Here is a 15,323-nt window from a genome sequence, read left to right as displayed (position 1 = left end):
ATGAAGAAAGCGTTTTCTATAAAAAACGAATGTTTTGAATTGTTTAAAAATTTAAAAATTAGTGTTGACGTACCTCTTTGTTTCGTACTATGATAGCAACAATTTAACACGTTCGTTCTTGAAAACGGACGTCAATATGTAACTAAACGGTGGAGAAAAAAAGATTCCACCTGACAGGTATAGACGTGAGGGGCGTTCTAAATGAGAAGTGACATGATTAAGCTAGGAGTAGACCGAGCTCCTCACCGTAGTCTTTTATATGCTACGGGGAAAGTGAAGGCAAAAGATCTAGATAAACCCTTCATCGGCGTATGTAACTCATATATTGACATTATTCCGGGACATGTACACCTGCGGCAGTTTGCAGATGTCGTCAAGGAAGCGATCATCGAGGCTGGAGGCATTCCATTTGAATTCAACACGATTGGTGTAGACGATGGAATTGCGATGGGACATATAGGGATGCGCTATTCATTGCCATCTCGGGAAATCATTGCCGATGCTGCTGAGACAGTCATTAATGCCCACTGGTTCGACGGAGTGTTCTACATTCCGAACTGTGACAAAATTACACCGGGCATGCTGATGGCTGCTGTCCGTACAAATGTACCATCTGTGTTTGTATCAGGCGGTCCGATGGAGGCAGGCACTTCATCAACAGGCAAGCAGCTTTCCTTAACAAGTGTGTTCGAAGGTGTCGGCGCGTTAAAATCGGGCAAGATGACAGCTGAAGAATTACATGATATTGAACATAATGCATGTCCGACATGCGGTTCCTGTTCAGGGATGTTCACAGCGAACTCCATGAACTGCCTCATGGAAATGTTAGGTGTAGCACTTCCGGGCAATGGTACAATCGTTGCAACAAGCGATGAACGCCACCGTTTGATTAAAGAAGCGGCCAAACATTTAGTCCGGATGATTAAAGAGGATATTAAGCCTCGCGATATTATTACAAAAGAAGCAATTGACGATGCATTTGCACTTGATATGGCAATGGGTGGATCGACGAATACCGTTCTACATACATTAGCAATCGCAAATGAAGCGGAAATTGAATATAACATCGAAGATATTAATAAAGTAGCTGAGAGAGTACCGTACTTGGCAAAAATTATGCCGGCATCCGATATTTCAATGGATGACATCGAAAAGGCTGGCGGCGTATCATCCATCATTAACGAGCTGACAAAAATTCCAGGAGCAATCCATCCGGAGCGGCAAACAATTGCCGGTGTTTCAATGGGAGAGCTGGTCAAGGATTACAAGATTACTAATGATCAGGTAATTCGAACGAAAGATAATCCGTATTCACCGGTTGGTGGATTATCAGTGCTATTCGGCAATATTGCACCAGAAGGATCAGTCATTAAAGTCGGAGCTGTCGATCCATCCATCAAAGTATTTACAGGTGAGGCGATCGTGTTTGACTCCCAGGAGGAAGCACAGACAGCTATTGATGAAGGCAAGGTTCGTGAAGGGCATGTCGTCGTCATTCGCTATGAAGGTCCAAAAGGCGGCCCGGGTATGCCGGAAATGCTTGCACCAACATCCGCTATTCAAGGACGAGGTTTAGGAACGAAAGTGGCTCTTATTACAGATGGGCGCTTCTCCGGTGCTTCAAGAGGAATTTCAATCGGCCATATTTCACCGGAAGCAGCAGAGGGCGGTCCAATCGCTCTAGTAGAAAACGGTGATCATATCACAATCGATCTACCAAGCCGTACAATCAATCTGGAAGTTTCAGAGGAAGTATTAGCTGAAAGACGGTCGAAATTAACACCGTTTGAACCAAAAATTAAACGCGGCTGGTTAGCCCGTTATTCAAAACTTGTAACAAATGCCTCACAGGGCGGGATTATGAAAATTTAATATTGTGAAAACGTTGATGAGGTTAAAGGGTACAGAGCCTTGCATCTACCAGAGAGCCGGTATTGCTGGAAGCCGGTGATGCAACTGAACCCGACATCCCCTCGGAGTGGGCTATTAAACGCGTAACGCCATTAGATAGCTCCGGGCATATAATCAGTGCTCGTTATAAATGAATAGTAAACTGATCTTAGTTGCACACTAAATATTTTCAATATTTAAAATATTCTGCGAAGATTGGTTGTCTACACTATTCATGAGGCAGCTATTTGTGCTGTGAATAAGGGTGGTACCATGAAAAGTCTTTTTCATCCCTACGTAAGAGGAATTCTTTTGCGTGCGGAGAAAGAGGCTTTTTCTTTTCATAAATTTTAATGGGATTTTATTAAGTGAGGTTTCATAAGTTTCCACCCAGCCAGATAGATGGGCGGATGAACTTTCTATAATCAGTTTAGTAAGGAGGAGTAAACGAAATGTCAAACGTTTCAGCGAAAGAGCTGCAGCAGCAGGAGATGCCACTGCAGGAGGAAGTAAAAAAACCGAAAGATGGTGCTGATATTTTAGTGCAGGCACTACATGACCAGGATGTTGATATCATCTTTGGCTATCCGGGTGGTGCTGTGCTTCAAATTTATGATGCGATGTACCGTAATCCGATCCGTCATATTCTAACACGCCATGAACAAGGGGCGATCCATGCTGCAGAGGGATATGCCCGTGTGACAAATAAACCGGGAGTTGTGATTGCGACAAGCGGGCCCGGCGCTACGAATCTCGTAACAGGAATTGCAGATGCCATGATCGATTCGATTCCACTCGTTATTTTTACCGGCCAGGTAGCAACATCTGTCATCGGCACAGACGCCTTCCAGGAGGCTGATATTATGGGGATCACGACACCGATTACAAAACACAATTATCAAGTGCAGGATGTTCGTGATATTCCGCGCATCGTACAGGAAGCCTTCCATATTGCCAACACAGGGCGCAAGGGGCCGGTTGTTATTGACTTCCCAAAAAACGTTTCTCAGGCACTTTTCACAGAAGGGGATATGCCGGAAACACCGGATGAAATTTATCTGCCGGGCTACCAGCCAAACTGCAAGCCGAACTACCTGCAAGTCCAAAAGGCAATCCAGGCGCTTACATTAGCAAAAAAACCATTAGTGTTAGCAGGTGCAGGTGTAATGTTTGCAGAGGCACAAAATGAATTGACTGAATTTGTTGAAAAGTACAAATTGCCGATTATCAATACCCTCCTCGGACTTGGCAGCATTCATGGCGATCATGAATTGTTTTACGGAATGGCAGGAATGCACGGTACCGTCACAGCAAATGACGCGATTACACAATGTGATCTTCTCATCAATATCGGGGCTCGATTTGATGACCGTCTGACAGGTAACCTGGATGCTTTCGCACCGAATGCGACAATCGTCCATATCGATATCGACCCGGCGGAAATCGGTAAAAACGTACCGACCGACATTCCTATCGTGGCGGATGCGAAGGAAGCTTTGCAGGCGCTGCTAAAGAAGGATTTTGAAGGGCCGGATACAGCGTCATGGATCGAATACTTGAATGCACAGGATGAAGAATTCCCATTATGGTATGACGAAGATCCGCATGAAATCATGCCGCAGCAGGCACTTGAAGCTATCCACCGCATTACAGAAGGCGAGGCAATTGTCACGACGGATGTAGGGCAGCACCAAATGTTTGCAGCCCAGTACTATCGCCTGAACAACTCGCATAGTTGGGTGACATCTGGTGGACTTGGTACGATGGGCTTCGGTTTCCCGGCGGCAATCGGAGTGCAATTTGCGAAGCCAGATAAAAAAGTTATTTCGATTTGCGGGGATGCCGGATTCCAAATGACAGCACAGGAGCTGTCGTTACTGAAGGAATTCAACCTTCCAGTAAAAATTATCATCCTGAACAACAGCTGTCTTGGGATGGTGCGCCAGTGGCAGGAAACATTCTATGAAGAACGGTATTCCTCTTCCCTGATGCCGATCCAGCCGGACTTTGTCAAATTGGCGGATGCATACGGCATCAAAGGCTATTTAATCGAAAAGCCGGAAGAAATGGAAGCGACATTAACAGAAGCTATCCTTTCTGACGAGCCGGTGCTGATCGACCTTCGTATAAAACAATTAACAAGCGTTTATCCGATGGTAGCACCTGGCAAAGGATTACATGAAATGATTGGGGTGAAAAAGCTGTGAAACGAGTAATTACAGTTATCGTAATTAATCAAAGCGGGGTGTTGAACCGCGTAACAGGCTTGCTGATGAAACGTCAATTCAACATTGAATCGATTACTGTAGGACATACAGAGCAGCCGAACTTCTCAAAAATGACATTTGTCGTGCATGTTGAGGATGAGAATAAAATTGAACAGCTCATCAAGCAGTTATCAAAACAGATTGATGTATTGAAGGTAAATGATATTACAGATAAATCAATCGTCCTGCGCGAACTTGCATTAGTGAAGGTCATTTCACCGCCGAATACCCGGCTCGAAATGAACGCTATTATAGAACCGTTCAGGCCGCAGGTTATTGATACAGCTAAAAATGTGGTGACATACCAAGTAGTTGGACACCCCGAGAAAATCGACGCATTCATCGAGCTCATCCGTCCATACGGCATAAAAGAGCTGACACGTACTGGGGCTACAGCTTCTGTGCGGGAAACGCAAAAATCCGATCAGCCATTGCTATCAATCTTAAAATAATGACATAGCTTGCAATGTTACAAGACAAATGCTGCGCCTTCCGTTGTACAGCGAAAGTCTATGACGGCCAGCTTCACAAAAGAGAGAACCGGAAAGAATACAACTCTTCCGATTCATAAATAAAAATACAAAGAAACCTTAGGAGGCTATCAAAATGGCAACAATGTTTTATGAAAACGAAATCAACGATCAAGTATTAAGAGGGAAAAAAATCGCAATCATCGGGTACGGCTCACAAGGCCATGCACATGCATTGAATTTAAAAGAATCCGGCTTTGATGTAGTAGTAGGTGTTCGCCCAGGAAAATCATTCGATCAAGCACGTGAAGATGGTGTAGCTGTGATGTCTGTTGAAGATGCAGCAGCTATCGCAGACGTGATCCAAATCCTGCTTCCTGATGAGCGTCAAAAAGCAGTATATGAAGCAGAAATTCTGCCGCATCTTACGGAAGGGCAAGCATTGATGTTCGCACACGGCTTTAACGTACACTTCGGCCAAATTACACCACCGGAAAATGTTGACGTATTCCTAGTGGCGCCAAAAGGTCCAGGTCATTTAGTACGACGTCAATTCCAGCAGGGTGCCGGCGTTCCTGGATTATTTGCCATCCATCAAGATGCAACAGGCCAAGCACGTGACTTAGCACTTGCTTACGGAAAAGGGATCGGTTCAGCACGCGGCGGCTTACTGGAAACAACATTTGCCGAAGAGACAGTAACGGATCTGTTCGGTGAGCAGGCAGTACTTTGCGGCGGTGCCACAGCTTTAGTAAAAGCTGGTTTTGAAACATTAGTAGAAGCCGGCTACCAGCCAGAGCTTGCCTACTTTGAAACGTTGCACGAACTGAAATTAATCGTTGACCTAATGTTTGAAGGCGGTATGGAAACAATGCGTTATTCTGTGTCGGATACAGCCGAGTGGGGCGATTATGTATCAGGTCCGCGTATCATTGATGATTCTGTAAAAGATCGTATGAAGGACGTACTTGCTGATATTCAAAACGGTACATTCGCAAACGACTGGATCAAGGAAAATGAAACGAATCGTCCGCGCTATACAAAATATAAAGAAGATGGTGCCAACCACCAAATCGAAGAAGTTGGAAAAAAACTTCGTTCGATGATGCCGTTCATCAGCGAAGGTAAAGAGAAAGTAGTGGTGAAATAGTGCGGAAAATCGATATTTTTGATACGACATTACGTGATGGAGAGCAGTCGGCAGGTATTAATTTAAATACAGCTGAAAAAATCGAAATTGCAAAGCAGCTGGAGCGTCTAGGGGTCACAATTATTGAAGCAGGTTTTCCTGCTTCAAGCCCCGGCGATTTCGAGGCGGTGCACCAAATTGCCAAAACCGTTAAAAATTCAATTGTGACAGGTTTGGCGCGTGCGGTGAAAAGCGATATTGATGCCGTTTGGGATGCAGTACGAGTCGCTGAACAGCCGCATGTTCATACATTCATCGCAACAAGTCCGATCCATATGGTATATAAGCTGAAAAAATCACCGGATCAAGTAGTAGAGCAGGCAGTGGAAGCTGTCAAATACGCGAAGCAAAAGTTCTCACTAGTAGAGTTCTCCTGCGAAGATGGGTTCCGTTCAGACCGTGAGTTCCTTGTTCGCATCATAAGTGAAGCGATTAAGGCAGGTGCGACAACAATCAACGTACCAGATACAGTAGGATATGCTTCACCTGAAGAGTATGGTGCACTATTCCGCTTCCTAAAGGAAAATTGTATCGGCGCAGATCGTGTGAAATTCTCCGCTCACTGCCATGATGATTTAGGGATGGCGGTAGCAAATTCCATTGCAGCTGTCCAAAACGGGGCAGATCAAGTGGAATGTACCATTAACGGAATCGGGGAACGTGCAGGAAATGCAGCTTTAGAGGAAATCGGCGTAGCACTGCATATCCGAAAAGACATCTACCAAATGGAAACAGGTTTGAATTTAAAAGAGATTAAGCGCTCTTCCCAACTAGTGAGTCGCCTGACAGGGGTTGTCATCCAGCCGAACAAAGCAGTTGTCGGAAAGAATGCCTTTGCCCACGAATCAGGCATTCACCAGGATGGCGTACTGAAAAATCCGGAAACATATGAAATCATTTCACCTGCATTAGTAGGGGAAGGCGAAGTACCGCTAGTGTTAGGGAAACACTCCGGCCGTGCTGCTTTCCGTGACCGTGCCGTGAAAATGGGCTATGAGCTATCGGAAGAGAAAATCAATAAGGCTTTCCAGGAATTCAAAAAGCTAGCAGACCGCAAAAAGGAAGTGACAGAGGAGGATCTTGTCACACTTCTGACAGAACAGCAAGTGTTAGTAGAGGATGTACCGCTATTTGAGCTAAAGAGCGTACAAGTGCAGTACGGTACAGAAAATATCCCGACTGCCACTGTATCGGTCATTACGCCTGAAGGAGACCTGAAAATGCTGGCATCCACTGGATCAGGCTCTGTGGAAGCGATCTTCAATACGCTAGAACAGCTTGTAAATGGTACAGTCAATATTCTTGACTACCGTGTAACATCAGTCGGCAAAGGACGCGATGCCCTTGGTGAGGCAGTTATCAATTTAAGCTACAACGGCTATCAAGTAACGGGCCGTGACGCTGCACAGGACGTTTTGGAAGCTTCAGCAAAAGCTTACTTGAATGCAGTGAACCGCCAATTAATTCAACAAAGTATTCGGGCTCGTCAGCCAATCATCAATTAACTACGGGCGCCATCAAATATGTTGTTTGGTGGCGTTTCTCAAAACGACAAAATGGACAGGAAGAGTCATAGGACTCGTTATTTTTAACAACGCGAATGTGCGAGAAGGAAAGGTGTTTACCATGGAAAAGAAAATTACAGTTTTGCCTGGAGACGGCATTGGCCCTGAAGTAGTCGCTTCGGCGGTAAAAGTATTACAAGTGATTGGCAAACGATACAATCATACATTCCATCTTGGCTATGCAGCGATCGGCGGCGCGGCGATCGACCAATTTAATAATCCATTACCGGATGAAACAATTGCTATGTGTGAAGAAAGTGATGCTGTACTGTTAGGTGCAGTAGGTGGCCCGAAATGGGATAACAATCCACCCGAGTTACGTCCTGAAAAAGGCTTATTAAAGATCCGTAAGCATTTTGATTTATTCGCGAACCTCCGTCCTGTCAAAGCGTTTCCTAGCCTGCTCGCATCTTCTCCGTTAAAGCGTGAAGTTGCAGAAAATGTCGATTTGATGATTGTACGGGAATTGACAGGAGGTATCTATTTCGGAGAGCCGCGCAAAAAGACGAATGAGGCGGCAGTTGATACATGTGTATATTCCCGTAGAGAAATCGAGCGTATTGTCGAGAATGCATTTGAACTGGCTCGTCTGCGCCGAGGCAAATTATGTTCGGTTGATAAAGCAAATGTGCTTGATACGTCCCGTTTATGGCGTGAGATTGTAGAGGAGAAAAAGTTCCAGTATCCGGATGTGGAAGTTGAACATAATTTGGTTGATTCGGTCGCAATGAAACTTATCACAAATCCGGGGCAGTATGATGTCGTCGTGACGGAAAACATGTTTGGTGACATTTTAAGTGATGAAGCATCCGTTATTACAGGATCACTTGGCGTATTGCCTTCTGCCTCCATTCGTGGTGACCAGTTCGGTCTTTATGAGCCGGTGCATGGTTCAGCTCCTGAAATTGCAGGCCAAGGTGCTGCAAACCCGGCAGCAACAATTTTATCCGTTGCGATGATGCTGCAATACTCATTCGGGCTGAAAGAGGAAGCGGCCGAAATTGAGCGAGCAGTAAACGCTGTATTCGAGGATGGCTACTACACGGCTGATTTAGCCCGCCACCACGACCGTGTCTTAACGACAGATGAATGGACAGATAAAGTCTTAAACGAAATCGATGCAAGCTTCGTTTCTGACAGCATTATGATTTCATATAATTAAGGATTGGTGAAGAAAATGGGGAAAAACATAATCGAGAAAATTTGGGAGCAGCATGTCGTATATCGTGAAGAAGGCAAGCCGGATTTATTGTATATTGACCTTCATTTAATACATGAAGTAACAAGTCCGCAGGCGTTTGAGGGACTCCGCCTTGCTGGACGCCAAGTCCGCCGTACAGACCTTTGCTTTGCGACAATGGATCATAATGTGCCGACAAAAAATCTGCCGACCATCAATGACCCGATCGCAAAAAAACAGATTACCACACTTGCGGACAACGCGAAGGAATTCGGCATCCAGCTTGCTGATATCGGGCATCCGGATCAAGGGATTGTCCATGTGATCGGTCCTGAGCTTGGCTTGACACAGCCAGGAAAAACAATTGTCTGCGGGGATTCCCATACATCCACACACGGTGCATTCGGTGCATTAGCATTCGGAATCGGTACATCGGAAGTGGAGCACGTTATGAGCACGCAAACGCTTTGGCAAACAAAGCCGCCGACTATGGAAATCCGTGTGAACGGCCAATTAGGCGTCGGGGTGGCTGCGAAAGATATTATCCTTGCTATCATTGCCAAATGGGGAATCGGTGTCGGGACAGGGCATATTGTTGAATATACGGGAGAAGCCATTCGTGCACTGTCCATGGAAGAGCGCATGACTGTTTGTAATATGTCCGTAGAGGCAGGAGCAAAAGCGGGGTTGATCTCTCCCGATGAAAAAACGGTGGAATTCCTTCGCGGACGCCGCTTTGCACCACAGAAGCAATTTGACGAAGCTGCCGAATACTGGCTGAGCCTGACATCAGATGCCGATTGTGCGTATGACGTTGTACTGGAAATTGATGCAGCAGAAATCGAGCCAATCGTCACATGGGGTACAAATCCTGCTATGGGTGTTGGTGTATCGAAAACAGTACCGACAAAAACTGATTATGACAATGAGGCAGATCGTGGTGCATTGGAAAAGGCGTTACAATATATGGATCTTAAAGAAGGTCAAAAGATTACGGATATTGAAATCCAGCATGTATTCATTGGTTCCTGTACGAATTCCCGTATCTCGGACCTTCGTACAGCAGCAGAGATTGTACGCGGGCAAAAGCTGGCACCGGGTGTGCAGGGGATTGTTGTACCTGGTTCGTGGTCGACAAAAAGAGCGGCGGAAGAGGAAGGCCTACATCAAATCTTCCTGGATGCAGGCTTTGAATGGCGTGAGTCAGGATGTTCTGCATGTCTCGGTATGAACGAGGATGTCATTCCATCAGGCGAACGCTGCGCATCCACATCCAACAGGAACTTTGAAGGACGGCAGGGAGCCGGGGCACGGACACATCTTGTATCACCGGCAATGGCTGCGGCTGCAGCTATCCACGGCCGTTTCGTAGACGTTCGGGAATTTGCAAAGCAACAAGCGTAAGGGAGAGAACTATATGGAACCAATTAATATTGTCAAGAGCGTCTATGCACCGCTTGACCGAAAAAACGTAGATACGGATCAAATTATTTCAAAGGAATTTTTAAAGCGAATCGAGCGTACAGGCTTTGGCCAGTTTGTCTTCTATCACTGGCGTTTTAACGAAAATGGTCAGCCCAATGAGGATTTTGTGTTGAACAAGCCAGCGTACAGCGGGGCGGAGATTTTAGTGGCACAGGACAACTTCGGCTGCGGCTCTTCCCGTGAGCATGCGCCATGGGCTATTTTAGACTACGGTTTTCGGGTTGTCATTGCCCCGTCTTTTGCGGACATTTTCCATAACAACTGCTTTAAAAATGGAATCTTACCGATTCGTTTGACAGAAGCAGAATGTGATGAGCTGCTTGCAAAAGGAATCGAGCAGGCGCAGGAAATCGAAGTGAACCTGGAAGCACAAACAGTAACGACAGGTTACGGCAAAACGTACACATTCAACATCGATCCGTATTATAAAAAAATGCTGCTGAACGGCTGGGATGAAATTTCGCTTACATTCCAGTATGAGGACCACATTAAAGCTTATGAGGAAAAACGGCTAGTATTTGAATAATTATTCTGCGTTCCAGCTTTTGCTGGAACGTTTTTTATAGGAAAAGCTCCGGGTATGTAAATTGCCCGGAGCTTTTTGATAGAAGAATTTATTAATAATGAAACGTATAAATCTCTTAAAAGGAAATTAGTTTATCCTTAATTGTCTCGACAATCTTATCAATAGGAACATTATCGGTATCTATATACTCACCGAAATTATTTTCCTCATATGCTTGCAGACATTTATCGGTTTGCTGGAAGCACCAATTTCCGTCTTCCTCTCCACGTTCCCGCAGCCTTTTGTAAATAGTATCTTTACTTGCCGTTAAACAGAAGTGGTATGTATGTTGATCAATGCTGCTAAACCCATCAAAAATATAGTGAAAATACTCGGGTTTTCGAATGGTCATAGGGACAATTAAGTTCACATGATACGTAGATCTGATATGCTTTGCTATATCAACAGTTAACGTTTTCCATAACTGAAAATCCTGGAAATCTCCTGCCTTTGCTTCAGATTGTTTCACTTTATCAGGCAACACATTCCTTAACATATAACCTACTTCTTCCGGGTCAAATAACATGCTGTTCTCCACAACTTGTACAAGTTCATTGGAAATTGTAGTTTTGCCCACGCCAAAAGCGCCGTTTATCATTACGATCACTCGTGTTTCATCTCCAATCGGATAAATATATCTTTAGTAATCTTTTCAATCTTTATTCTCTGATAATAAAATAGGAATAGGTTTGCATGGCCTCTATATTTTATCATAAATTACCTTATTTGTTATAAGGCTGTAAAAACGGTAGTTATGAGGATTGTCGTGCTAAATCGAATAGAGGAAATATTAAGTATTATAGACATAAGGAGGGGTTACTGGTGAATAGCAGTGAAATTAAAAAAGCAGTTTTTAAGCATGCGACAATCTTTAAGACAGGCGGTATTAGACCGACTGAAGAGTTAGGGGAGAGCTGGATTGGGAAGGTGCTATGGGGACAGGAAAAGATAGAGGTACCTTCAAATTTCGAGCCGCTCTGTACATTGTTTCTGGAAAAATCGCCCTACTGTCCGAAAGAACTGGAGAGCTATCAACTGATAACAGTTTATATGGATTACAATGTATTTAACGAGCTGACGAGGGAAAATCTAGCACCGTTTTTCAAAATAAATTGTTATACGACGCTAGACGGATTACATAAAGTAAATGACCAATCTATCAGGATTAAACCGTTTCCGTTAATACCTTCCCTTGTTGATAATGATGCGCCTGCGTGGGATTCAGCTGATTTTGATCCGGAGATTGAAGATGAAATCGTGCGCCTTGAGTCGGAAAACGTGCTCGACTACCATGAAGATGTCGTGGAGGAGGTATATCCGATGCATAAGATCGGTGGATATGCATCTTATGTACAGAGCGGCGTTTCATTCGGCGAAGACTATCACTTTGTTTTTCAAATAAGCTCTGATGAAAAAGCACAGTTTAACATAGTGGATAGCGGCAGTTTTTATTTCTTCTTTAATGAGGCAACACAGGAGTGGGCTGTACACTGTGACTTTTTTTAAACATGACACTGTAAGCAGTAATGTACTGGAAGTTGTTATTGACGGAATGCCGGTAACAGAAATAAATACTAAAAAACGCTTGGAAATTTCCATCCAAGCGTTTTTATATTTTTCTGAACACCTAGCAGCATCTCTTCATTTTTCAAACAGAAACTTCAGTCTCCAGAACAAGAGACGAGAAGGAATAAAGGGAGTCAAGACATTGCGTCCATTTGAAAGCAGCGGGGATGTAAGCTGCGAGAGCTTGCCGATCTGCCTTGATACTCGGACGACTTTTTTCGTATGGGATACGCGTGCTTTGTTATAATGTTCCAGCGCTTCGTCAAGTGGATAGGTATTGATGAGAGAACCGAGTGTCACTGCGTCCTCGATTGCCTGCCCGGCTCCCTGGCCCATATTGGGTGTTGTCGCGTGCGCAGCATCACCAAGCAGCACGATATGCCCATCGACATAGCTGTTTGGTGGGGAAATATCATACAAATCATGATGAAGAAATGCCCCATCTGGTGTGGAATGTACTAGATCCTGCACTTCGGTAGGGAAGTCAGAAAATAAATAGGCAACTTCCCGCTGAGACAAGTTTTGATAAAAAATATCATTCTGCCGTGCATTGATGCAGGCAAACCAATAAAATGAACCGTTTGTGAGCGGAGCATAGCCAAAGCGTTTTCCCGTACCCCAAACTTCAACAGACGTATGCTGTTTTAAGCCGGCCGGTTGTTTGGCAATGCCGCGCCAGCACGTATAGCCGGCATATTTAGGTGTTATATGAGGGTAAATGGTTTGCCGTATTTTCGAGTAAATGCCATCTGCTGCAATTAACAGATCAAAATGGTCTGACGAGCCGTCATCAAAACAGACGTGGACTTTATTGTTTTGCTGATGGACGGAAATGCATTTCTTATTGAAAGTCAGATTGATTTTCGGGCAGGCATCATATAATACTTGATGTAGATCCCCACGGTGGATTGTAATATTTTCCTGGCCATAGCGGCGTTTGAATTCGCCGAAATCAATTGTTTTTAAAACTCTGCCTTTTGTGTCTAGAAATTTCTGAAGGGCAAGCGGGTGTCCGTACTCCTGGACCCAATCAGCCAGCCCAATGCTGTCAAGTGCTTGCATGGCATTTGAACCAATCCCAATTCCTGTACCAAGCGGTTCAAATGTAGATCGTTTCTCGAATATATATAGTTCATGGCCATGTAAGGCAAGAGCAGCAGATAATCCGCCAATGCCTGCGCCGATAATTGCAATTTTCATTTGAATTACCTCCTACTATATTAACAGTAGCGATTTTCATCTTGCCATGTCAAATATCGGGTGTTTGCGATATAGTATAGTTAGTAGAAATTGGATAAACAGGGGGTTACCATGTACTTTACTTCAAAAAAGGATGTTTTGGTGGGAATGATTGTATGGGGAGCAGTTGTGGCATGCTCACTTCCTTTTTTTATGGAGGGCAGTTTCACCGCTTTACTCATTACAGCAATCCTAGGAGCATTTTTTGGCTGGGCCTGGTGTAAGACAGGCTATGAGGTGACGGAGGAGGAGCTCATTGTGAAAACCGGCTTTACTAAAGCAGTTATACCGATTGCTTCGATTTATAAGCTGACGAAAACCTATAATCCTGCTTCAGCACCGGCACTATCTTTGAATCGGATAGAGGTGCTATATAACAAGGGAATGGGAATCGCCCTTATCTCACCGCAGGACAGGCAGATGTTTGTCCGGGTGCTTACCGAAAGAAATCCGTCCATTAAGGTGGATGAGCGGCTTTTAGATAAGTAGGAGGAAAGAAATGAAACATTCAGGGAGAGTCATCATACTTGAAAACGACCATGTTTTACTGATCAAACGGACAAAAAAGGAACAAGTTTATTATGTATTCCCTGGCGGCAAAGCAGAAGCAGGAGAAACGCCCGAGATGACCGCAATACGTGAGGCATATGAAGAGCTCGGTGTACAGGTCGAGCTCGAGACTTGCTTTTTTGAGCTTGATTTTAATGGTGTAAGGCAATTTTATTATCTTGCCTCCATTACAGGCGGAGTGCTCGGAACGGGGACAGCTGAAGAATTTACAACAGGTGAGGGGACGTATGAGCTTGTATGGGTTCACATACCTGAGCTTGGCAATCATCCAGTTGTACCGTTAGAAGTTGTAGAAAAACTTGTTAAGTAGAGAGGGAATGCAGGGATGAGTAAAGAATTAGCACAATTTTATTCGTTATGCCTTCAAGGAGATGTCAATAGTGCGGTTGCTTTTTTGCGCTCTGTTCCATCAAAAACTGAAGAAATGGAAGCGTTAGAAGCCCGTTTTGCTAGTCGGTTTTTCTCACCGCCTCACGTGGAAATTTCAGCTAGCGATGATTTTGTTAGAAATGTTATTTATTGTTATCACGATTATTTTCGAGCGGTATTAACTAATCAGACAACAGCAGAAGAAGCTGAAATGGAACTGGTTAATAAAATCAGCCGGATTCTGCATGCTCCTTCATCTGCGACAATCGATTCATTAGAAGAAGCACTTGCAGCTGCGTTTAAAGAAAGAGGCTATCATTTTCTGGGAGGGGTTACTCCTCCTTTCAGGGGCCCTTATATTTGGCGGGAGGAAAGAGTACTGGAATTTGAAGTGGAATTACCTTTTGCTAAACGGTCCGTTACTGTACATATGATGTCTGATTTCCTGCTTGAAAGCTGGATCGGTTTTGCAACGTGTGAAAACAAACATGTCGGCGGCTGGGCAAAGGATAATGCATTGTTCTGCAACGCCATATGCTATAAGGATTTGCAGGCGGCGGAATTTCAAATTTCCTATTTAAAGCATGAAGCTCAGCATATGGATGACTTTTTACATTTTCCCCATCTAACGCCGGCAGATCTTGAATACCGCGCTAAGTTAGTGGAACTTATTTATTCCGCCGATCATCAAGTGCTGAATAAATTTTTGCTGGAGGCAAAAAATGATCCGCAGTTTCCTCATCCTTTTGCGTCATACCGGATACTAAATAACCTGTCACGTCTTGTATTTGAAAAAGAAGTGGAAAAGGAGGCTTCGATGTGGGCTAAAAAAGAATATAGTACTATTTCGGCAGCAGCATTCTCTCTGTATGAGAACGATACGAATGCACTGAAACAAAATTTCGGCCATAGGGTAAAACAGTTTTTATAAGCATTGCTTTAATTGAAGATGTCCGAAGTGTAACGAC

At 44.3% G+C, this 15,323-nt stretch carries 14 protein-coding genes; 12 read left to right on the top strand and 2 right to left on the bottom strand.

Annotated elements, in window-relative coordinates:
- Window positions 1-201: 201 nt before the first annotated feature.
- From ilvD to leuD, 8 genes are all read left to right on the top strand, one after another.
- Window positions 202-1,872: a dihydroxy-acid dehydratase gene (gene ilvD, locus BOD01S_RS00500; protein ID WP_036159438.1), complete on the top strand. Its 1,671-nt coding sequence runs from the start codon at window positions 202-204 to the stop codon at window positions 1,870-1,872.
- A gap of 470 nt (window positions 1,873-2,342) precedes the next feature.
- Entirely contained in the window at window positions 2,343-4,097 is a 1,755-nt protein-coding gene (gene ilvB / locus BOD01S_RS00495; RefSeq protein ID WP_052125027.1) for a biosynthetic-type acetolactate synthase large subunit, read from the top strand.
- Window positions 4,094-4,609, top strand: coding sequence for an acetolactate synthase small subunit (gene ilvN / locus BOD01S_RS00490; protein ID WP_036159436.1), 516 nt, complete (start codon window positions 4,094-4,096; stop codon window positions 4,607-4,609). Before ilvB ends, ilvN begins: the two co-directional genes overlap by 4 nt.
- A 154-nt stretch (window positions 4,610-4,763) precedes the next feature.
- On the top strand, window positions 4,764-5,777 hold the full coding sequence (gene ilvC, locus BOD01S_RS00485; RefSeq protein WP_036159435.1) for a ketol-acid reductoisomerase: 1,014 nt from the start codon (window positions 4,764-4,766) through the stop codon (window positions 5,775-5,777).
- Window positions 5,777-7,321, top strand: a complete 1,545-nt coding sequence (locus BOD01S_RS00480; protein ID WP_036159433.1) for a 2-isopropylmalate synthase — start codon at window positions 5,777-5,779, stop codon at window positions 7,319-7,321. The genes ilvC and BOD01S_RS00480 overlap by 1 nt, the downstream gene beginning before the upstream one ends.
- Before the next feature lie 121 nt (window positions 7,322-7,442).
- A complete protein-coding gene (gene leuB, locus BOD01S_RS00475; protein ID WP_036159431.1) occupies window positions 7,443-8,543 on the top strand; it encodes a 3-isopropylmalate dehydrogenase in 1,101 nt (366 codons plus the stop codon).
- Window positions 8,544-8,558: 15 nt separating this feature from the next.
- Window positions 8,559-9,965 carry a 3-isopropylmalate dehydratase large subunit gene (gene leuC, locus BOD01S_RS00470; RefSeq protein WP_036159430.1) on the top strand — a complete coding sequence of 469 codons (1,407 nt, stop codon included), beginning with the start codon at window positions 8,559-8,561 and terminating at the stop codon, window positions 9,963-9,965.
- A gap of 13 nt (window positions 9,966-9,978) precedes the next feature.
- Window positions 9,979-10,572 carry a 3-isopropylmalate dehydratase small subunit gene (leuD, locus tag BOD01S_RS00465; protein ID WP_036159428.1) on the top strand — a complete coding sequence of 198 codons (594 nt, stop codon included), beginning with the start codon at window positions 9,979-9,981 and terminating at the stop codon, window positions 10,570-10,572.
- Window positions 10,573-10,687: 115 nt separating this feature from the next.
- On the opposite strand, the gene BOD01S_RS00460 is transcribed toward leuD, so the two are convergent.
- Window positions 10,688-11,209, bottom strand: coding sequence for an AAA family ATPase (locus BOD01S_RS00460; RefSeq protein WP_233153068.1), 522 nt, complete (start codon window positions 11,207-11,209; stop codon window positions 10,688-10,690).
- Window positions 11,210-11,433: 224 nt separating this feature from the next.
- Here BOD01S_RS00460 and BOD01S_RS00455 point away from each other — a divergent pair, with 224 nt between their 5' ends.
- Window positions 11,434-12,117 (top strand): DUF1963 domain-containing protein, encoded by a 684-nt coding sequence (locus tag BOD01S_RS00455; RefSeq protein ID WP_036159424.1) that lies wholly within the window; start codon window positions 11,434-11,436, stop codon window positions 12,115-12,117.
- A gap of 135 nt (window positions 12,118-12,252) precedes the next feature.
- Here the strand turns inward: BOD01S_RS00455 and BOD01S_RS00450 are convergent, their stop codons facing one another.
- Window positions 12,253-13,377 (bottom strand): FAD-dependent monooxygenase, encoded by a 1,125-nt coding sequence (locus BOD01S_RS00450; RefSeq protein ID WP_036159422.1) that lies wholly within the window; start codon window positions 13,375-13,377, stop codon window positions 12,253-12,255.
- Window positions 13,378-13,488: 111 nt separating this feature from the next.
- On the opposite strand from BOD01S_RS00450, the gene BOD01S_RS00445 reads away from it, so the two are divergent.
- From BOD01S_RS00445 to BOD01S_RS00435, 3 genes are read left to right on the top strand one after another with little or no spacing between them, the layout of a single operon-like run.
- A complete protein-coding gene (locus BOD01S_RS00445; protein ID WP_036159420.1) occupies window positions 13,489-13,905 on the top strand; it encodes a PH domain-containing protein in 417 nt (138 codons plus the stop codon).
- Window positions 13,906-13,915: 10 nt separating this feature from the next.
- On the top strand, window positions 13,916-14,296 hold the full coding sequence (locus BOD01S_RS00440; RefSeq protein ID WP_036159418.1) for an NUDIX hydrolase: 381 nt from the start codon (window positions 13,916-13,918) through the stop codon (window positions 14,294-14,296).
- A 15-nt stretch (window positions 14,297-14,311) separates the two neighbouring features.
- Complete coding sequence (locus BOD01S_RS00435) at window positions 14,312-15,286, top strand: hypothetical protein (RefSeq protein WP_036159416.1); 975 nt, start codon at window positions 14,312-14,314, stop codon at window positions 15,284-15,286.
- Window positions 15,287-15,323: the final 37 nt, after the last annotated feature.

The organism is Lysinibacillus odysseyi 34hs-1 = NBRC 100172, from assembly GCF_001591965.1.
GTDB lineage: Bacteria > Bacillota > Bacilli > Bacillales_A > Planococcaceae > Lysinibacillus_B > Lysinibacillus_B odysseyi.
The sequence above is the reverse complement of the archived record's forward strand: the minus strand, read 5'-3'. Positions and strand labels throughout refer to the sequence as shown.

Bases quoted from the DNA above. Each gene is read 5' to 3' on its own strand.
- ilvD (WP_036159438.1), top strand. From the start codon at position 202: ATGAGAAGTGACATGATTAAGCTAGGAGTAGACCGAGCTCCTCACCGT.
- ilvB (WP_052125027.1), top strand. From the start codon at position 2,343: ATGTCAAACGTTTCAGCGAAAGAGCTGCAGCAGCAGGAGATGCCACTG.
- ilvC (WP_036159435.1), top strand. From the start codon at position 4,764: ATGGCAACAATGTTTTATGAAAACGAAATCAACGATCAAGTATTAAGA.
- leuB (WP_036159431.1), top strand. From the start codon at position 7,443: ATGGAAAAGAAAATTACAGTTTTGCCTGGAGACGGCATTGGCCCTGAA.
- leuC (WP_036159430.1), top strand. From the start codon at position 8,559: ATGGGGAAAAACATAATCGAGAAAATTTGGGAGCAGCATGTCGTATAT.
- leuD (WP_036159428.1), top strand. From the start codon at position 9,979: ATGGAACCAATTAATATTGTCAAGAGCGTCTATGCACCGCTTGACCGA.
- BOD01S_RS00460 (WP_233153068.1), bottom strand. From the start codon at position 11,209: ATGATAAACGGCGCTTTTGGCGTGGGCAAAACTACAATTTCCAATGAA.
- BOD01S_RS00450 (WP_036159422.1), bottom strand. From the start codon at position 13,377: ATGAAAATTGCAATTATCGGCGCAGGCATTGGCGGATTATCTGCTGCT.
- BOD01S_RS00445 (WP_036159420.1), top strand. From the start codon at position 13,489: ATGTACTTTACTTCAAAAAAGGATGTTTTGGTGGGAATGATTGTATGG.
- BOD01S_RS00440 (WP_036159418.1), top strand. From the start codon at position 13,916: ATGAAACATTCAGGGAGAGTCATCATACTTGAAAACGACCATGTTTTA.
- BOD01S_RS00435 (WP_036159416.1), top strand. From the start codon at position 14,312: ATGAGTAAAGAATTAGCACAATTTTATTCGTTATGCCTTCAAGGAGAT.